Annotated in this window: 16 protein-coding genes; 8 read left to right on the top strand and 8 right to left on the bottom strand. The window is 71.2% G+C overall.

All coding sequences use genetic code 11. The features are described 5' to 3' along the window. Window positions 1–271 precede the first annotated feature (271 nt). From NNW99_RS33805 to NNW99_RS33790, 4 genes are all read right to left on the bottom strand, one after another. Window positions 272–1006, bottom strand: coding sequence for a DUF1775 domain-containing protein (locus tag NNW99_RS33805; protein WP_215122946.1), 735 nt, complete (start codon window positions 1004–1006; stop codon window positions 272–274). A 98-nt stretch (window positions 1007–1104) separates the two neighbouring features. Then, a complete protein-coding gene (locus NNW99_RS33800) occupies window positions 1105–1734 on the bottom strand; it encodes a sigma-70 family RNA polymerase sigma factor (protein WP_370869178.1) in 630 nt (209 codons plus the stop codon). Between the two features lie 185 nt (window positions 1735–1919). Beyond that, complete coding sequence (locus NNW99_RS33795) at window positions 1920–2675, bottom strand: hypothetical protein (protein WP_215122945.1); 756 nt, start codon at window positions 2673–2675, stop codon at window positions 1920–1922. Window positions 2676–3466: 791 nt separating this feature from the next. After that, window positions 3467–3889 (bottom strand): secondary thiamine-phosphate synthase enzyme YjbQ, encoded by a 423-nt coding sequence (locus NNW99_RS33790; protein WP_215122944.1) that lies wholly within the window; start codon window positions 3887–3889, stop codon window positions 3467–3469. 122 nt (window positions 3890–4011) lie between these two features. Here NNW99_RS33790 and NNW99_RS39225 point away from each other — a divergent pair, with 122 nt between their 5' ends. From NNW99_RS39225 to NNW99_RS33770, 5 genes are all read left to right on the top strand, one after another. After that, a complete protein-coding gene (locus NNW99_RS39225; RefSeq protein ID WP_349817350.1) occupies window positions 4012–4095 on the top strand; it encodes a putative leader peptide in 84 nt (27 codons plus the stop codon). A 143-nt stretch (window positions 4096–4238) separates the two neighbouring features. Beyond that, window positions 4239–5108 (top strand): ABC transporter permease, encoded by an 870-nt coding sequence (locus tag NNW99_RS33785; RefSeq protein WP_215122943.1) that lies wholly within the window; start codon window positions 4239–4241, stop codon window positions 5106–5108. Continuing rightward, on the top strand, window positions 5081–5821 hold the full coding sequence (locus tag NNW99_RS33780; RefSeq protein WP_215122942.1) for an ABC transporter ATP-binding protein: 741 nt from the start codon (window positions 5081–5083) through the stop codon (window positions 5819–5821). The genes NNW99_RS33785 and NNW99_RS33780 overlap by 28 nt, the downstream gene beginning before the upstream one ends. 111 nt (window positions 5822–5932) lie before the next feature. Beyond that, window positions 5933–6961 (top strand): ABC transporter substrate-binding protein, encoded by a 1029-nt coding sequence (locus NNW99_RS33775; protein WP_215122941.1) that lies wholly within the window; start codon window positions 5933–5935, stop codon window positions 6959–6961. A gap of 64 nt (window positions 6962–7025) precedes the next feature. Next, on the top strand, window positions 7026–8102 hold the full coding sequence (locus tag NNW99_RS33770) for an NAD(P)-binding domain-containing protein (RefSeq protein WP_215122940.1): 1077 nt from the start codon (window positions 7026–7028) through the stop codon (window positions 8100–8102). A gap of 33 nt (window positions 8103–8135) precedes the next feature. Here NNW99_RS33770 and mltG read toward each other — a convergent pair whose 3' ends face one another. Both mltG and NNW99_RS33760 read right to left on the bottom strand, forming a co-directional pair. Then, window positions 8136–9014, bottom strand: coding sequence for an endolytic transglycosylase MltG (mltG, locus tag NNW99_RS33765; RefSeq protein WP_215122939.1), 879 nt, complete (start codon window positions 9012–9014; stop codon window positions 8136–8138). A gap of 43 nt (window positions 9015–9057) precedes the next feature. Beyond that, window positions 9058–10860 carry an ABC transporter ATP-binding protein gene (locus NNW99_RS33760; protein WP_215122938.1) on the bottom strand — a complete coding sequence of 601 codons (1803 nt, stop codon included), beginning with the start codon at window positions 10858–10860 and terminating at the stop codon, window positions 9058–9060. Window positions 10861–10965: 105 nt separating this feature from the next. Here NNW99_RS33760 and NNW99_RS33755 point away from each other — a divergent pair, with 105 nt between their 5' ends. Next, on the top strand, window positions 10966–11415 hold the full coding sequence (locus NNW99_RS33755; RefSeq protein ID WP_215122937.1) for a MarR family winged helix-turn-helix transcriptional regulator: 450 nt from the start codon (window positions 10966–10968) through the stop codon (window positions 11413–11415). A gap of 208 nt (window positions 11416–11623) precedes the next feature. On the opposite strand, the gene NNW99_RS33750 is transcribed toward NNW99_RS33755, so the two are convergent. Together NNW99_RS33750 and NNW99_RS33745 are read right to left on the bottom strand one after the other, a co-directional pair. Continuing rightward, window positions 11624–13060 carry a cation:dicarboxylate symporter family transporter gene (locus NNW99_RS33750; protein ID WP_215122936.1) on the bottom strand — a complete coding sequence of 479 codons (1437 nt, stop codon included), beginning with the start codon at window positions 13058–13060 and terminating at the stop codon, window positions 11624–11626. A gap of 199 nt (window positions 13061–13259) precedes the next feature. Further along, window positions 13260–14855 carry a peptide-N4-asparagine amidase gene (locus NNW99_RS33745; protein ID WP_215122935.1) on the bottom strand — a complete coding sequence of 532 codons (1596 nt, stop codon included), beginning with the start codon at window positions 14853–14855 and terminating at the stop codon, window positions 13260–13262. A 213-nt stretch (window positions 14856–15068) separates the two neighbouring features. On the opposite strand from NNW99_RS33745, the gene NNW99_RS33740 reads away from it, so the two are divergent. Both NNW99_RS33740 and NNW99_RS33735 read left to right on the top strand, forming a co-directional pair. After that, on the top strand, window positions 15069–16874 hold the full coding sequence (locus tag NNW99_RS33740) for an ABC transporter ATP-binding protein (RefSeq protein WP_215122934.1): 1806 nt from the start codon (window positions 15069–15071) through the stop codon (window positions 16872–16874). Then, the gene (locus tag NNW99_RS33735) at window positions 16871–18652 is read left to right on the top strand and encodes an ABC transporter ATP-binding protein (RefSeq protein WP_215122933.1); all 1782 of its coding nucleotides are present in this window, start codon (window positions 16871–16873) and stop codon (window positions 18650–18652) included. Before NNW99_RS33740 ends, NNW99_RS33735 begins: the two co-directional genes overlap by 4 nt. The last annotated feature ends 415 nt before the right edge of the window (window positions 18653–19067 follow it).

Genomic DNA, 19067 nt, shown 5'->3' with positions numbered 1-19067 from the left:
CCCTCCGGCCAATCGTGATGCGCAAAGTGGCCAACTGGCGCCCCACAGACCACGACCCCAACGGCACCCGGCCTTGTCCGCGTCGGCCCGGACATCGGAAGTCCGATCACAGGAGCCCGTCTCCCTCACCGCCCTCAGCCTGGGTCCTCGGCATCCAGTGCGACCCGCACTCGGCATCCACAGGCACCGACATCACCCACCACGGCAACTGGCCCGTCAGGCTGGAGACTTCACTCCCTGACTTCGGAGCGACGCCCCCAGCCCCTGAGTCTCAGGCGGTTCCGCCGCGACGGCTCCTGAACCACCAGACGCCGCCGCCGAGTACGAGGACGCCTGCGCCGATGCCCAGAGGGACGGCGGCGGACATGCCGTCGTTTCCGTCGGTACTGTCCGCCGCCGGCTCCGCCGAAGGCGTCTCGGTGTCCGGCTCTGCCGAGGGGGCGGCGGTCGTGGGTTCCTCCGAAGGACTGGGCGTGGGACTCACCGGCTTCGCGCCGGCAGCTGCGGCCTTCAGGTCCAGTCGGGGCGCGGGGTGCCCGTGACCGTGGCCGTCCCCCTCGGACTGCTCTTCCAACTGGATCCAGCGGTCCACCCTGCCGTCGCTGTAGGACTGGAGGGTCTTGAACACCAACGACGTGACGTCGGGCAACTGCCTTACGGTGACGACGTATTCGACGTCCTCCCCCACCGGAAGCTTCTCGCCGGAGACCGTCCAGCCACGGCCGGTGGGGGCGAACTTCCAGCCGTCCGGGCCCTCCCCGTAGGTGATGTCGGCGGGGACGATGCCCTTCGGCAGGATCACCTCCACCTTGGTGATGCCGGCGGAGGCGGACTCCGATTCCGCGGAGAAGGTCAGTTCGACGTTCTGGTCGAGGGCCCGGGCGCCCTCAGCCTCAACCTCCGCGTGGGCCGCGGCCGGCCCCCCGGTGGCGAAAACGAGTGCGAGCGTGATTGCCGTGAGCGCGCCGGAGCGGCGCAGGATGCGGACCAAGGCAGGGCGATACACGGGGAACTCCTCTGAATGGATGGCGGGGAGGGTATGGCGGGAGGCAGGGCGGTCGCCTGGCTCGGACGCGATGGGCAGTTCGGCGTTCGTCCTGGGGCTCAGGCCGCGACAGCCACCGGTGTGCGGCACTCGGCGTCGTCGAGCGACTCGATCAGCGAGGTGCGGGCGCGGGCGACCCGTGAACGCACCGTGCCGATGGGGCAGTCGCTGGCGTCGGCTGCGTCCGCGCAGGGAAGGCCCACCAGTTGGGTGAGGACGAACGCCTCACGGCGATCGTCGGGAAGCGTGTCCAGCAGTTCGAGGAGAGCTATGCCGTCGTCGAATCCGGGCAGACCGCGCGGCTGAGCGCGTTCGGCGGCCGACTGCCAGTCGTCCGTGTCGGACAGGCGTGGGCGGGACGTGTTGTAGCGGATGCTGTCGATCACCGCGCGGCGGGCGATGGCCAGGAGCCAGGTACGGGCCGAGGAGCGGCCTTCGAACCGGTGCAGGCTGCCCAGCGCCCGCAGGAACGTGTCCTGGGTCAGGTCGTCGGCGTTCTGGTGGTCACCGCCGAGGGTCGTCACGTAGCGGTGGACGTCTCGGTGCAGGGCGCGGACGAACCGCTCGACGGCCTCGGGGTCACCGCTGCGGGCTGAGAGGGCCCAGGCTGTGGTCGACGCGTCGCGCGACACTTCACTCGGCTGTTCGTTCGCTTCTTCGCGCGAGGAGTTCATGGCAGGAGTGATCACCTGATGTGTGTCCTTCTCGGGAATCCGGATACGGCTGTCCGAGCCGGCGCACGCGGACAGCGGGCGGCACGGTACGAACCGATGCGGGTACGGGCGGCCGGGCACGGGAATGCGCGGCCGATACCCGAGGCGTGGAGCCGACAGGTCGTCGCCTCCGGAAACGGCCCCGGGGAAACCGGCTGTCGTCAGACGACGGCAGCGGTCCCGAGGGGCGGTCCCCGAGAAGTGATCGCATAGGTGAGGAGGAAGCCGTGCGGCGCTCGGTCGGAACGGTCCCGGCGGGCACGGGCCTGGGGACGGTGCGGCGGTACGGGCATGCGGAGGAGCAGACGGAGCGGCGCGGTCAGCCACCCCGCCAGCGCCCGCACAATGCGGAACGCGGCGCGCTCACCGTGGGCGAGCCACAGACCGCACACCAACGCGGCCAGCAGGTGGGCGGCGAGCATGCCGGTCGAGGACATTCCGCTCATACCCTGGTGGAGCGAGTGCGCGATCCCCTCATGGTCCATGCCGTCCGTCGTCGCCATGGAGTGCGTGGCGTGGGTGGCGCCCATCATGTGACCCAAGGAGTCCATGGAGGTCGCCATGGAGTCGCTTTCCGCGCCCGGCCCCGAGTGCGAAGCGCCCTGCAGATGGTTCATCCACAGCTGGACGAGCGACCCGCTTCCGGCCGATTCCGGCTGAACCACGGCCTGGGCGAGCGAGAACAGCGCGTGGAGTACGGCCTGCGCGACGACCGTGGCGGAGCCGACCAGAACCGGCCCGCGCTCCCAGCCGCCCCACCACCAGGCCGCGCCGCCGGTCACCACCGCTCCCGCCGCCATGGCCCACCAGGGCACCGCGGTCCCCGACATCATGACGTGCCCCAGGGAGGTGAGCAGCACACAGACAGCCGCGAACACGGCGGCCCTGAGCGTACGAGAACACCTCCCGGCAGTCATCGCGCCACATCCTCGCAGTCCATGCCTCACGCGTCACGAGAGAGTACGGAAATGCCCCTGGTCTCCCACTCATTCCAGCCGTTGTGATGCCCGTCACATCTCAGGACGGAACTCGCCGACTGGCTTGGCTCGATGGCGCCCGCCGTCGTCCAGAACCTTGACTGTGGTGATACAGCGCCGGCCACGCGCCAGTTGCCGGCGCGGGCCGACGCAGCGGCAGCGGCAGCGGCACACGGCCTGGCGGGGCGATGCCTTCGGTCCTGATGCCCCCTGTGCCGCGGCGAACCGCGACGCCTGTCCGCTGTCCACCCGAGAACGCCGCGCCACCCTTCGCCGTAGTGACTGTGCTCACACCGCGCGCGGGGAACTCGAGCCGGTGCCCTCTCGACTCCTCTTGTGGACCTCGCGCAGTTCAGCCACCGCGCCGGGAGTGTCGAGCAGTTGAAGGACAGACGCCCTGTCCCGCACTCCTGTCTCCACCTGACCCAGGCCCGCAGGCGTGTGACACCAATCCTGCGGTGGCGCCGGAAACCTCTCAGTCATCGGCCCAGGCAATGATGTGCCCGCCGATGGCCGCGGCGGCCGCCAGCACATCCTCCCGCTACCGCTCCGGCGAGGTTGCCGCCGCCTGCACACGCGACAGTCGACGTACTCCGAGCAGGCACTTTCCGCAGCCGTCGTACGGCCGCTCGACCTCGTCCGTGGTGGTACCGCGCATCTTTCTCCCGTTTCGACGCCAGAGCGTAAGGAGAATCGGCGGCCGCACCCAGGACGATCTTGGTCGTCCTAGGTCATCCCAGGAAACTCAACCGCACCTGACGGTTGGGATTAGAGATGTTCGTGTCCACCAGACACACCGACTGCCACGTCCCGAGCTCCAGCCGCCCGTTCAGCACCGGCAGGGTCGCGTGGGGTGGGACGAGGGCGGGTAGGACGTGGTCGCGGCCGTGGCCGGGGCTGCCGTGGCGGTGCTGCCAGCGGTCGTCTGCGGGGAGCAGCGTGTGCAGTGCGGCCAGGAGGTCGTCGTCGCTGCCGGCGCCGGTCTCGAGAACGGCGATGCCGGCTGTCGCGTGGGGGACGAAGACGTTGAGGAGGCCGTCGCGGCCGGCGGCCGACTCGCGCAGGAAGGACTCGCAGTCGCCGGTGATGTCGACGACCTTCTCCGTGGAGCCGGAGGTGATGTTCAGGACTCGGGTGGTGAAGACATCTGACATGTCTCCCATCCTGACGTACCCGCGGCGGTTCACCGGGTCACGTCGGACCGAGTGGCGATACCGGCGTCCACTGGACGAGACGCCGTTGACCGTGCGCATGCCACCTGGCTAGGTTCAGCCGCATGTTGCGTTCAGCCCTGCTCACCACGCGCGGTCACATCGACCTGCTGCGGGTGGCCTCCGCCGCGTGTCGCCGCGGCTGCTGACGCCCTTTTCTCTCCTCTCTGCATCCCCCTCAGCTCGCCTCGCCTTCGTGGCGCCTGTCCGCCGGTCGCCCCTGATCCCGCGGGCGCGGCGATGACGAGGCCTGCCTCCATCGGCCCCCGCTCTCCCCCTGTGGAGCCCCTTCATGAGCATCAGTCATGCCCCGCCGAGGTCATCGGCACCCGATATTCCGGCTAAATCAGCCTCTGATCTCGACCTCCAGCCCATCACACCCGCCTCCTCCCGTCGCACCCGCGTCCCCCGCTGGCTGCGCCGCACCACCGGCCCGGTCCTTCTGCTGGTGTTGTGGCAACTCCTCAGCGGCGCGGGCGCGTTGCCGCCGGATGTGCTCGCCTCGCCCGGCCGGATCGCCCAGGTCGCCGGGGACATGGTCGCCGATGGTTCGCTGCCCGCGGCCATGGGCACCTCGCTCCAGCGGGTCGCGGCCGGGCTGCTGTTCGGCCTGGTCGTCGGCACCGGACTCGCCCTGCTGTCGGGCCTGTTCAGGATCGGCGAGGACCTGGTGGACGCGCCTTTGCAGATGCTGCGGACCGTGCCGTTCGTGGGGCTCATACCGCTGTTCATCATCTGGTTCGGCATCGGTGAGGCCCCCAAGGTCGCCATCATCACGCTCGGCGTGACCTTCCCGCTCTACCTCAACGTCTACGCCGGGATCCGGGGCGTGGACTCCCAGTTGATCGAGGCCGGGGAGTCCCTCGGACTGTCGCGGTGGGGCCTCGTACGGCATGTCGTGCTGCCCGGTGCGCTGCCGAGCGCGATGACCGGTCTGCGCTACTCGCTCGGCATCGCCTGGCTCGCGCTGGTCTTCGCCGAGCAGGTCAACGCCGATTCCGGCATCGGGTTCCTCATGGTGCAGGCGCGGGACTTCCTGCGGACCGACGTGATCGTGGTCTGCCTGGTCGTCTACGCCTTCCTCGGCCTGCTCGCCGACTTCATCGTCCGCTCTCTCGAAAAGGTGCTGCTGCAATGGCGACCGACGTTCACCGGCCGGTGACCCCCCAGGCCGTCCATGTCGACGGGCTCACCCGCTCCTTCGACGGCCGTGCCGTCATCGACGACCTGCGACTGGACGTCGAGCCGGGCGAGTTCGTGGCCCTCCTCGGCCGCAGCGGCTGCGGCAAGTCGACGCTGCTGCGCATCCTCGCCGGGCTCGACCGCGACATCGAGGGCAGCGTCCTGGTGCCGCGCCGCAAGGCCGTCGCCTTCCAGGCACCGCGGCTGATGCCGTGGAAGAAGGTGTGGCGCAACGTCCTGCTCGGCCTGCCGGGCAAGCCCGAGCGGGCCGTCGCCGAGCAGGCCCTCGACGAGGTCGGCCTCGGCCACCGCTCGGACGCCTGGCCCAAGACCCTCTCCGGCGGCGAGGCCCAACGCGCCTCCCTGGCACGGGCGTTGGTGCGCGAGCCCGATCTGCTGCTGCTCGACGAGCCGTTCGGGGCGCTCGACGCGCTCACCCGCATCAAGGCCCAGCGGCTGGTGGGCGAGTTGTGGCAGCGCCGGGGGTGCGCGGTGCTCCTCGTCACCCATGACGTGGAGGAGGCCGTGCTGCTCGCCGACCGCGTCCTGGTGATGGACAACGGCGTCATCGCCCACGAGCAGCGCATCGACCTCGACCGTCCCCGCGACATCGCCGACCCGCGCTTCGCCGCGCTGCGCGCCGGACTCCTCGAACGCCTGGGCGTCGAGGCGACGGCAGCCGAGGCCGCCTGACCCGCCTCGCGCACCGCACCGTACGAACCGTACGGCCGAAGCCGCCTGACCTGCGCCAACCCCTCACGCACGACCCGTACAACCCGTACGACCCACACGAACGGAACCGCCATGCGACGACGCCTCGTCCCCGCCGCCCTGCTTCTCCCCCTCGCCCTTCTGCTCTCCGCCTGCGGCGGGAACTCGGCCGCCGGCACGTCGGACGGCGGCACCGACGGCCAGGGCGACGTCACGATCAACGTCGGTGACCAGAAGGGCGGTTCGGAGGCCATCCTGCGGGCCGCCGGGGAGCTGAAGAACCTCGACTACAAGATCAAGTGGTCGACGTTCACCTCCGGCCCGCCCCTGCTGGAGGCCGTCAACGCCAAGGCCGTCGACATCGGCGGTGTCGGCAACACCCCGCCGGTCTTCGCTGCCGGGGCGGGTTCGAAGATCAAGGTCGTGGCCGCGTGGCACGGCACCTCCAAGGGCGACACCATCCTCGTCCCGAACGACTCGTCCCTGAAGAGCCCCGCGCAGCTCAAGGGCAAGTCGGTCGCCGTCGCCCAGGGATCCTCCGCGCACTTCCAGCTCGTCGCGAACCTGAAGAAGGTCGGGCTGAAGCTGAGCGACGTCAAGGTCAAGTACCTCCAGCCGGCCGACGCGCTCGCCGCGTTCACCGCCGGCAAGGTCGACGCGTGGGCGGTGTGGGACCCGTACACCTCGCAGGTGCTCAAGGCCAAGCAGGGACGTGTCCTGTCCGACGGCGACGGTGTGACCAACGGGCTCACCTTCCAGGTCGCGGCACCGGAGGCGCTGAAGGACAAGAAGAAGGCCGCCGCCGTCAAGGACTACCTGGAGCGGCTGCGGCGCGCCTACACCTGGGTGTACGACCACGAGGAGGAGTGGGCGAAGGTCTGGGCGAAGGACACCGGGCTCCCCGAGGACGTGGCACTGGCGGCGGTGAAGCGCACCTACACCACCCGGGTCGAGGTCGCCGTCGACAAGCCGCTGATCGCCTCCGAGCAGGAGATCGCCGACACGTTCACGGCGCTGAAGCTCATCCCGCGCAAGGTCGACTTCGCCGACTTCACCGACACCCGGTTCAACGGCGACCTGCCGCCGTCGACCACCGCTCCGCGGCCCTCGGAAGGCTCATGACCTGACCCGACCCCGACCTGACCGTGCGGGAAGATCCACGCCTCCCGCACGGTTGGTAGAAATCGTGAACAACACGCGCGAGGTCGAGGTGGTCGTCATAGGCGCAGGTCAGGCCGGTCTGGCCGGCGCCTTTCACCTGCGGCGGGCCGGTTACGAGCCGGACCGCGACTTCGTCGTGCTGGACCACTCCCCCGGGCCCGGCGGCGCCTGGCAGTTCCGCTGGCCGTCGCTGACGTACGGCAAGGTGCACGGCATGCACGCGCTGCCGGGGATGGAGCTCACCGGTGCGGACCCGGAGCGGCCGTCCGCAGAGGTGATCAGCGATTACTTCGACCGCTACGAGCAGGCCTTCGAGCTGCGGGTGCGGCGGCCCGTCGACGTACGGGCGGTGCGCGAGGGTTCCGGCGGGCGGCTGCTCGTGGAGACTTCGGACGGCGTGTGGTCGACGCGGGCGCTGATCAACGCGACCGGCACCTGGGACCGGCCGTTCTGGCCGCGCTACCCCGGGCAGGAGACCTTCCGGGGACGGCAGGTGCACACCGCGCGGTATCCCGGGCCCGAGGAGTTCGCCGGGCAGCGGGTCGTGGTGGTGGGCGGCGGTGCTTCGGGCACGCAGCATCTGCTGGAGATCGCCGCGTACGCCGCGTCCACCACTTGGGTGACGCGGCGCCCGCCCGTCTTCCGTGAGGGGCCCTTCGACGAGGACGCGGGCCGGGCGGCGGTCGCACTCGTCGAGGAGCGGGTGCGGCAGGGGTTGCCGCCCAGGAGCGTCGTCTCGGTCACCGGGCTGCCGCTCAACGACGCGATCCGGCGGGGCATCGAGGACGGGGTGCTCGACCGGCAGCCGATGTTCGACCGGATCACGCCGACCGGGGTGGACTGGAAGGACGGTCGGCACGTCGACGCCGACGTCATCCTGTGGGCCACCGGCTTCCGGCCCGCGGTCGACCACCTCGCCCCGCTGCGGCTGCGCGAGCCGGGCGGCGGAATCCGTATCGAGGGCACGCGCGCGGCCACCGATCCGCGGATCCACCTCGTCGGCTACGGACCGTCGGCCAGCACAATCGGAGCGAACCGGGCCGGGCGTGCGGCCGTCCGCGACATCAGGCGACTGCTGACGCAGGAGCCGGTCGCGGCGTGACGGCACCATGACGTGACGTCGGCTGCGGGCCGTTCACGGCTGGTCGCGCGGTGCCCCGCTCCCCTGAGGGGCCGCCGCCGGGACCGTGCTCTTCACCTGGGCGTTGAACTCCGCGACATTGCGCTGGTGTTCCGCGTAGTCCGCGGTGAAGCGGGTGTCGCCCGGCCGGACCGTGACGAAGTACAGCCAGTCGCCCGCGGGCGGGTTGACGGCGGCGTGCATCGCCTCCTCGCCCGGATTGTCGATGGGTGAGGGCGGCAGACCCATGCGCTGGTACGTGTTGTAGGGGCTCTCGATGCGGGTGTCGCTGTCCGTCGTCCGCAGGGTGGAGCGGCCCAGCGCGTAGTTGACGGTGGAGTCCATCTGGAGCGGCATACCGCGTTCGAGGCGGTTGAAGACGACCCGGGCCACCTTGCCCATGTCGTCCGCGGTGGCCGCCTCCGCCTGGACGATGCTGGCGATGGTGACGGCCTGGTAGACGTTCATGGCGTTGCGCTGCGCCCCCGCGGCGATGGGCGCGCCGTTGAACTTCTCGTTCGCGGTGTCGACCATCCGCGCCAGGAGCTTCTCCGGCTTGGCCTTCCAGGGGAGCGGATAGGTCGCCGGGTAGAGGTAGCCCTCCGGGTTGCCCCGGGCGTCGTCCGGCAGTTTCGCGGCGGCCTTCGCGAAGGACTTCTTCGCGCTGCCGGGCGGCAGGGCAAGGGCCTTGTCGACGGCGGCGTAGACCTGGCTCGCGCGCCAGCCCTCCGGGATCACCAGGGTCGCGGTCCGGCCGCCGCCGTCCCCGGGGCCCAGGATCAGCAGCGGCACCGCCACGGCGGTGCCGACCAGGACGGCTCCGGTCGCGACGAGGACGATACGGCCCCGGCGCGTCAGTCGCATGGGGCTCCGTGGCGGAGTGTTCGTCTGCATGCGGGCACGGTAACCCGCATTTCGTCACAAACCTGGCATATCTTCAGCTTGTCGCTTCCAGTTGGGCATCCCGGCGTACGAGTGCCGCGTACCGCCCGTCCCGCTCCAGGAGTTCTGCGTGCGTGCCGCGTTCGACGGCGCGCCCCGTGTCGAGGACCACGATCTGGTCGGCATGCCGCACCGTGGACAGCCGGTGGGCGATGGTCACCGTGGTGCGGTCGGCCGACAGGGCGTCGATGGCCTCCTGGACGGCGGCCTCGGTCCGGGTGTCCAGGGCGCTGGTGGCCTCGTCGAGGATGAGGACCGGCGGGTCGCGCAGAATCGTGCGCGCGATGGCCAGGCGCTGCTTCTCACCACCGGAGAAGCGGTGGCCGCGCTCGCCGACGACGGTGTCGTAGCCGTCGGGCAGGGACGCGATGTGGTCGTGGATCTGTGCCGCCTTCGCCGCCCGGTACAACTCCTCGTCGGTGGCGTCGGGCCTGGCGAAGCGCAGGTTGTCGGCGACCGAGGCGTGGAAGAGGTACGTCTCCTGCGAGACGACGCCGACCGCGCGCGCCAGGGTGTCGAAGTCGAGGTCGCGGACGTCGACCCCGTCGAGGGTGACGCGGCCGCCGGTGACGTCGTAGAGCCGGGGCACCAGATAGCCGAGCGTGGACTTGCCGGCGCCGGTGGAGCCGACGAGGGCGAGGCTGCTGCCCGCCGGGACGGTGAGGTCGATGGCGTCGAGGACCGGGCCGCCCTGGTCGTCGTAGCCGAAGGAGACGTTCTCGAAGCGGACCTCGCCCTTGACGCGGTCGATGCGGACCGGGTCGGTGCGCTCGGTGATGTCGATGGGCAGATCGAGGTACTCGAAGATGCGCTGGAAGAGGGCGAGTGAGGTCTGGATCTGGACACCGGTCGACAGCAGGCTCACGGCCGGGCGGAACAGGCCCTGCTGGAGCGAGACGAACGCGACGATCGTGCCGATGGAGACCTGGGGGCCGCCCAGTTGGAGTGCCATGCCGGCGGTCCAGTAGATGACGGCGGGCAGGGCGGCCATCACGATCGTGATCACGGCCATGCGCCAGCGGCCGGCCATGTTCGACCGCACCTCCAGGTCGACGAGTTCCTCGGACTCGTCGGCGAAGGTCTTCGTCAGCGAGTCGGAGCGGCCCATCGTGCGGCCCAGCAGGATGCCGCTGACGGAGAGCGACTCGGTGACCGTGGCGGCCATGGTGGCCATCTGCTTCTGGCGCTGGGTGGTGATCCTGCGGCGCTCCTTGCCGACGCGGCGGCTGATCCACACGAACACCGGCAGCAACAGCAGGGATACGACGGTCAGGCGCCAGTCGAGGGCGATCATCGCGACGATCGTCGCGATGACGCTGGTCAGATTGGAGACCAGGGAGGTCGCGGTGGAGGTGACGGTGGCCTGCATGCCGCCGATGTCGTTGGCGATGCGGGACTGCACCTCGCCGGTGCGCGTACGGGTGAAGAACGCCAGGGACATGCGCTGGAGCCGGCCGTAGACGGCGGTGCGCAGGTCGTGCATGACGCGCTGGCCGACCGTCGTGGAGATCAGGGTCTGCAGCACGCCGAAGACGCTGGTGAGGACGGCGCTGAGGATCATGCCGAGGGCGAGCAGGCTGAGCAGGCCGGTGCGCCCCTCGGGGATCGCGACGTCGAGGATCTCCTTCAGCATGAAGGGCGTGGCGACCGAGACCAGCGAGGCGGCGCCGACCAGCAGGCCGACGATCGCGAGACGGCCGCGGTAGGGGCGGAAGAGTCTGAGGATGCGGCGGACCTGCCGGGGCTGTTCCTTCGAGCCGTCGGGTGGGGTCCAGGGGGTTTCGTGATCGGGAGGCATGGGCTCCTTCGAGAGCGGTACGGCACCGGCGGGCGCCGGGCGGGTCGGATCGTAGCTCATTGTTACCTATACTCACAATGAACTGCATCCTGATATTGTTCCCGTATGACCACGCCCGATCCCGACGGCCTGCTCGCCGAGCAGTTGCTGCGGCTCACCCGCCGGGTGCATCGCATCCAGAAGCGTCATCTGGAGCAGCGCGACCTCGGTATCACCCCGGCTCAGTCCCGGCTGCTGCGCACCCTCGCGCACTGGGGTTCGCCGCCGCGCATGGCCGATCTGGCCGAGCGCCTGGAGGTGGTGCCCCGGGCCGTGACGACGCTGGTCGACGCGCTGGAGGCGAGCGGGAAGGTGCGGCGGGTCCCGGACCCGGTGAACCGGCGGGTCATCCGCATCGAGCTCACGGACGACGGCCATGGCGCCCTGCGCGAGCTGCGGGCGGCCCGCAGATCGGCCGCGGAGGAGATCCTCGCACCGCTGACCGGGGATCAGCGTGCGGCGCTCGGGGGGTTGCTGGACACGCTGATCGACGGGGCGCCGATCGGGCGGTGCTGAGGGCTTCGCCGATCAGCGGGGAGGCGGAGTGGCAGTACTCAGGGCTTCGCCCTTCAACCAGGTTTCGGCCGGGCGGAGTTGAGAGCGTCACCGACCAGGCGGGCCGGGGCCCTGCGGCGCTCAGCGCCCCGATCAAGCCGCGTACGAAAACGGGCCGCGGCCGCCGCTCGTGCTGCTGGAGCGGTGGCCGCGGCCCGTTCGGTTTCGGTCAACCGACCTCGGGGGCGGGCTCCTTGGGCTTCTGGGTGGGGATGCCCGACGCCGGGGTCTCGGCTGTCGTGGGTGCGATCGCCGGGGTTTCGGCGGCGGCATCCTTCCCGCCGCCGTCCTCGTCGCCGCCCTCCGGCGGAGCCGCGTAGTCACCGTCGAGCGTCTTCTTCGCCCGGTCGGTGTCCAGGGCCCCCTCCCAGCGGGACACCGCGAACACGGCGACGCAGTTGCCGAGCAGGTTCGTGACGACGCGCATCGAGTCCATGATGCGGTCCACGCCGAGCAGCAGGGCGACCGCTCCGGCCGGAATCGCACCCAGGGAGGAGGCCGTCGCGGACAGGGCGAGGAACGCAGAGCCGGGGATGCCCGCCATGCCCTTGCTGGTCAGCATCAGCACCAGGACCACGGTGACCTGCTGACCCAGGGTCAGATCCACGCCCACCGCCTGGGCGATGAACAGCGTGCCGATGGACAGGTAGAGCGAGGCTCCGTCGAGGTTGAACGAGTAACCCGTGGGCAGCACGAGGCCCACGGCGTCGTCGCGGGCACCGGCCCGCCGCAGCTTCTGCATCACCCTCGGCATGACCGCCTCGGTGGACGCGGTACCGAGCGCGAGCAGCATCTCCTCGCGGATGTAGCGCAGGAACTTCCACAGGCTCAGCCCGGTCACCAGGCGCAGGGCGACGGCGAGCAGCACGATGAACAACGCCGCCGCGACATAGCAGAGCACGATGAGCTTGGCGTACGTCTTCATCACGCCCAGCCCGTAGTTGCCGACGAGGTGGGCCATCGCACCGAACACGGCGATCGGCGCCAGGCGCATGACGAAGCCGACGACCGCGAAGATGACCTCCTGGGCCTGGTCGATCGCGGGCAGGATCTTCGGCACCTTGGTGTGCCCGAGGTGCAGCAGGGCGGCGCCCACCAGGCAGGCCAGGATCAGGACCTGGAGCAGCTCGTTGTCGGCGAAGGCGCCGACGAAACTCTCGGGCAGCGCGTGGAGGAGGAACTCGGTCGTCGAGGGCAGATGTTCGCCGCCGGTCGTCTTCTCCACGGCGGCCGCGTCGAGCGAACCGGGGTCGACGTTCATGCCCTTGCCGGGCCCGACGAGGTTGGCGGCGAGGAGACCGATGACCAGGGCGACCGTGGAGGCGACCTCGAACCAGATCAGGGCCTTGACCCCGATCCGGCCGAAGGCCTTCAGATCGCCGGCCTTGGCGATGCCGACGACGACCACGCAGAACACCAGCGGTGAGATCACGGTCTTGATGAGGCGGGTGAAACCGTCGCCGAGCGGTTGGAGAGCCGTGGCCGTGTCCGGCCACAGCTTTCCGACGACGATTCCGAGGACGAGCGCGCAGAGGACCTGCGCGAAAAGTGAGGTACGCAGTGTGCGTGCGACACGTCGCGGCAGAGACGGTACGGACGGTGGCACGAGGCCTCCTTGGGGGACGGGCTACACAGAGGCCGGAGGGGACTTCTGCGATACGGAAAGCTGCTTCCGTAACCGAACACTTTGGAGGCTGTCTTGATCGCGCACAAGACCGCAATGTTTCGGACACGTAAAAGTGGCTTAAGTGACGCATGTCACACTGGCCACACCGCTCCCGTCAGCACCGGCCACACCGCTCCCCTCAGCACCGGTCGCGGTCGCCCGTGAGCACCCCCTGAACCGTGGTCAGCGTGCGGTCGTAGCAGCCGCGTGAGCCGTACAGCCGGTAGCGCTCGCTCGTGGTGCCGACCGCGTGCCGCTGGTCGCGGGGCACGTTCGCCGTGTACGTGGCGTCGCCCGTGTAGGAGTCGTCGAGGCGCGACCAGGCGGTGCGCCGCCCGCCTCGCGTCTCGACGGTGGTGGCACGGTCGCCGAGGGCCAGTACGGTGCGCAGCCGGTCGCCCGCCCCGAGGGTGGTCGTGCCGTCCATCGTGTAGGTCCGGTGGGTGCGGGTGCTGCGGGCCGGTCCGCGCCCGTCGACGGTGACCGACTCGTCGTCGGTCCAGACGGCCCCCAGACCGTCGTTCGTCTCGCCGTCGGTCCAGCGGTGCTCGGAGGTGTGGGCGAGCGAGCGGCCGACGGTCGTCGTGACGCGGCCGTGCGAGGTGTCCACGTATCCGGCGACGGTCAGCCGGTGCGCGCCCTCGGTGTCCACGCGGTGCTCCGCGCCGGGCGTGTAGTCCGAGGTGTCGGTGAGGTCGCCCTCCCGGTGCGCGGTGAGCTTCCCGGTGACGTGGGCGCGCCGCTCGTCCTGCCAGACGAGGACGTTCACGGGAGTGCTCCAGCCGGCCTGCCCCTCCGGGACGCCGACGACCGAGACCTCGACGCGGTGCGGCCGGCCGTCGTTGAGGAGCCCGGCGAAGGGGGTGAGGTCGTAGGTGATCGGCTTGATGTCGAAGGCGCGCGGGCCCGGGGTCACGTACCAGAGGAACGGGTTGGACCAGCCGCCGGTCCACACGGTCGGGAACGGCGTGGCGATGCCCGCGAGCCGGCCGTCCACACGGATCTGGACCTCCCGGTAGGGGCCACGGCCCGCCTTGCAGGAGTAGGGCGCGGGGTCGGGCACCGAGAGGTACCAGTACTCCTCGCAGCCGCCGCCCGAGCCGGTGGCGTACACCTCGGCGACGATGCGTTCGCTGTTGCGCGGGGTGGTGAGGGCCGAGTCGTCGTCGAGGGTGAGGACCCGGTCGGGGCTCTTGCCGTCCGGGCGGCCCTCGTAGAACGTCAGCGTGACCTTGACGTCGAGGACGCCCGTGTAGGTGTCGTCGACGACGTTGCCGATGAGCATCTCGACGTCCTGGCGCCCTCGGAAGGTGTCGCCGTAGCGCGTGACGTCCTTCTCCACGGACCACTCGATGCCGTCGGGCGAGGGCTGCGGCGTCGACGTACGGAAGATCTCCACGCCGCCGACGTGCAGATAGCCGAGGCGGTCGTACTGGCGCCCCTTGACCTTGCCGTCGAGCCGCAGCACCACCTTGCTCCAGCGGTCGCCGCAGTCGCCGGGCGGGGTGTACGTGCCCCGGTACGGGGTGAAGTCGCGGAACTGCGCCTGGGCGACGGTGACTTCGCAGGACTTGCCCGACGGCTTGGCGACGGGCGGGGCGGCGGTGACCGGGTCGTGCCAGTCGGTGCCGAACTCGGCGGGGACGTCGGCCGCCCGGGCGGGACCGGCTCCGAGGAGGGTGCTCGTCAGGAGGGTCGCCCCGGCAAGCATGGACATGACGATCCGTCTCTTCATGGCCGGTGTTCTACGGGGAGTCCGGCGCCTGTGCAATGAGCAACTGCCCGTCGAGACAGCGCTGTTCCCACCTCTGTCGGCCGGTTCCGGTCGGTATGCCGCCCGCCCACCGTAAAACCGGTTGCCTCCGACCACGCCGCGACGCGAACCTGTCACGGTTTGCTGCCACCGGCCGAACCCTCCATACCCCCTGACACGAGCCACTGGGACGTCATGCAGATTCAAGACCTTCCCTACGCCGACCCCGGCGTGCCGGACGCGCGTTCGGGTCCCCGATTCCTGTGGTGGCTCTTCCGCAATCAACTGGGCGGACAGCTCAAGTCGCTGGCCTGGGGGCTGCTGCACTTCGCCTCCGTCGCCGCGCTGCCGTTCTGCGTCGGAGTCGCCGTACAGGCCGTCGTCGACCGCTCCGGCACACGGCTCGCCCTGGCGGGCGGGCTGTTGGCGCTGGTCTGCGTCACCAACGCGGTCGGCGACACCTTCCTGCACCGCACCGCCATCACCAACTGGATCACGGCGGCCGCCCGCGTCCAGCAGCTGCTCGCCCGCAAGGCGGCCCAGCTGGGCTCGGCGCTCACCCGGCGCGTCGCCGCCGGTGAGGTCGTGGCCGTGTCCACGGGTGACGTCGAGAAGATCGGCTGGTTCGTGGAGGCCCTGTCGCGGTTCACCGCCGCTCTGGTCACCATCGTGCTGGTCTGCGTCGGCCTGCTCGTCTACCAGCCCGCGCTCGGCGTGGTCGTGGCCGTCGGCCTGCCCGTGCTGGCGCTCGCCGTGCTGCCGCTGCTGCCCCGCGCCACCCGGCGGGCCGACACCCAGCGCGAGAAGGCCGGACGCGCCACCGAACTCGCCTCGGACACCGTCGCCGGGCTGCGCGTGCTGCGCGGCATCGGCGGCGAGGAACTGTTCCTCGACCGCTACCGCAGCGCCTCCCAGGAGGTCCGGCACGCGGCCGTGCGCAGTGCCCGGATGTGGTCCCTGATCTCCGCGATCCAGGTCCTGCTGCCGGGGCTGCTGCTCATCGCCGTCGTCTGGCACGGCGTGCAGCTGGCCCGCCAGGGCCGGATCACCGTCGGCGAACTGGTCACCGTCTACAGCTCGGTGATGGTCCTGACCTATCCGCTGCGGCACTTCGAGGAGATCGCCATGGCGTACTCCTTCTCGCGGCCCTCGGCCAAGCGGGCGGCGGGCGTGCTGTCGCTGGAGCGGGCCACGGACACCGCCGGGTCCCGCGCCGCCGAGGCCCCCGCCGGAGACCTGTACGACCCGGACACCGGGCTGCTCGCGACCCCTGGCCGGCTCACCGCCGTGGTGTGCGGCGACCCGGACGCGGCGGGCCGGCTGGCGGAACGGCTGGGCGGACACCCCTCGCAGGAGGGCACCTCGGTGCTGCTCGGCGGTGTGCCGCTCGACGAACTCCCGCTGGACTCGGCCCGTACGGCCGTCCTCGTCCAGGACAAGGACCCGGTGCTGCTCTCCGGCTCGCTGCGCGAACTGCTCGACGTACCCGCGTCGGGTGCCGTGGAGCCGCGTGAGGCGCTGGCCGCCGCGCAGTGCGACGACGTGCTGGCGGCGCTCGTACAGGGCTCGCTGGACGCCGCCGACCCCATGGACGCCCGGATCACCGAACGCGGCCGGTCCCTTTCCGGCGGGCAGCGCCAGCGGCTCGCGCTCGCCCGGTCGCTGATCACGGACCCGGAGGTGCTGGTCCTGGACGAGCCGACCTCGGCCGTCGACTCGCACACCGAGGCACGGATCGCCGAGGGCGTGCGGGAGCTGCGCGCGGGGCGCACGACCGTGGTGTTCACCTCCTCCCCGCTGCTGCTGGACCGCTCCGACCGGGTCGTGTTCCTGCACGACGGCGAGGTCGCCGCGGTCGGCGCCCATCGCGAGCTGGTGCGCACCGAGCCCCGCTACCGGGCGGTCGTCACCCGCGAGACCGAGGACGAGGCCGCCCTGAACGGCGAAGCCGACCTGACCGACGTACTGGCGGAACTGGAAGAGATCGAGGAGAAGGCATGATCGGCGTCGCGCCACCGGCGTACGACCCGGCCGCCCCGACGACGGCGAACACCCTGCCGGTCGGCGCCCCCGCGACCGTCCGCGCCTACGCGGGCGAACTGCTGCGCCGGCACCGCCGGGCGTTCGTACTGCTCATCACCGTCAACACGGTCGCCGTCATCGCCTCGATGGCCGGTCCGTGGCTGCTGGGCGGGCTCGTGGAGAGGGTGTCCGCGGGCACCCGGGACCTGCGGCTGGAACTCACGGCGGGGCTGTTCGTGGCCGCGCTCGCCGTCCAGGCGGCGTTCGTCCACCAGGTGCGGCTGCGCGGCGCGATGCTCGGTGAGCGGATGCTGGCCGATCTGCGTGAGGACTTCCTCGTGCGGTCGGTCGGGCTGCCGCCCGGCGTGCTGGAGCGGGCCGGGACCGGGGACCTGCTGTCGCGGATCACGACGGACATCGACCGGCTGGGCAACGCCATGCGCGAGGCCGTGCCGCAGTTGTCGATCGGCGTGGTGTGGGTGGTGCTGCTGATGGGCGGGCTGGTGGTGACGGCGCCGCCGCTGGCGCTCGCCGTGCTGCTCGCCCTGCCGGTGCTGGTGGTCGGCTGCCGCTGGTACTTCCGGCGGGCGCCGGCCGCGTACCGCTCGGAGTCCGCCGGGTACGCCGCGGTGGCCGCCGCGCTCGCCGAGACGGTGGACGCCGGGCGTACGGTCGAGGCGCACCGCCTCGGTGATCGCCGGGTGGCCCTCTCCGAGCGCCGGATCAAGGAGTGGACGGCCTGGGAGCGCTACACGCTGTGGCTGCGGTCGGTGCTCTTCCCGGTCTTCAACGTCACCCACGTGACCGTCCTCGCCTCGGTCCTGCTGGTCGGCGGTGTGTTCGCCCTGCGGGGCTGGATCGACGTCGGGCAGCTCACGACGGGGGCGCTGATCGCCCAGATGCTCGTCGACCCGGTGGGCATGATCCTGCGCTGGTACGACGAGCTGCAGGTGGCCCAGGTGTCGCTGGCCCGGCTGGTCGGGGTCCGGGACATCGAACCGGAGGCCGGCGACTCCTCCGTGGCGCCCGAGGGACGCCATGTGCGGGCCGACCGGGTGCACTTCGGCTATCTGGAGGGCGTGGACGTCCTGCGCAAGGTGTCCCTGGAGGTCTCCCCCGGCACCCGGCTGGCCCTGGTCGGGCCCTCGGGTGCGGGCAAGTCGACGCTGGGCCGGCTGCTCGCCGGGATCTACGCGCCCCGGGACGGCCGGATCACCCTGGGCGACGCCGAGCTGTCCCGGATGCCGGCGGAACGCGTCCGCGCCCATGTCGCGCTGGTCAACCAGGAGCACCACGTCTTCGTCGGCTCCCTGCGCGACAACCTCCGCCTCGCCCGGACCGACGCGGTCGAGGCCGAACTCTGGGCGGCGCTGGGCGCGGTCGACGCGGACGGCTGGGCCCGGGCTCTCGACGACGGCCTGGACACCGAGGTCGGCTCCGGCGGCCTGGCGCTCACCCCGGCCCAGGCCCAGCAGATCGCCCTGGCCCGCCTGGTCCTCGCGGACCCGCACACGCTGGTCCTGGACGAGGCGACGTCCCTCCTCGACCCCAGGGCCGCCCGCCACCTGGAACGCTCCCTGGCCCGCGTCCTCGACGGCCGCACCGTCGTAGCCATCGCACACCGCCTCCACACCGCCCACGACGCGGACGTCATCGCCGTCGTCGAGAACGGCCGCATCAGCGAACTGGGCAGCCACGAGGAACTGGTGGCGGCGGAGGGGGCGTACGCGGCGTTGTGGAGGTCTTGGCACGGGTGACGCGCGCCGGACCTGCGGTGTGGGGGCGGCGATGGGTGGGCCTCGGCTTTTTTGGGGGGGCCGGGGCGCCCGGGCCGGGGATGCCGGGGCCGGGACGCCCAAGTCGGGGACACCGGGGCTGGGCGCTGGGGCCGGGACGCCTAAGCCGGGAATACCGGGGCCGGGGTGTCGGTGCCGGGGCCGGGGCGCGCTGAGCCGATGGCGCCGCGGGCCGTAGCGCGAGGCCTGAAGCGCCGAGGGCCAGGGCGCCAGGCCGAGGACACCGAAGGCCGGAGCACGAGGCCTGAAGCGCTGCGGGCCCGAAGATGCCGAAGGCCGGAGCGCCGAGGGCCAGACCGCGAGACCGAAGACGCCGAAGGCCGGAGCGCGAGGCCGAGGGCGCTGAGCGCGGGGCCTTCGGCCCGGCCGTCGCCGG

The organism is Streptomyces sp. CRCS-T-1, assembly GCF_024442335.1.
Lineage (GTDB): Bacteria > Actinomycetota > Actinomycetes > Streptomycetales > Streptomycetaceae > Streptomyces > Streptomyces koelreuteriae.
This window is presented reverse-complemented; position numbering and strand designations above follow the sequence as displayed.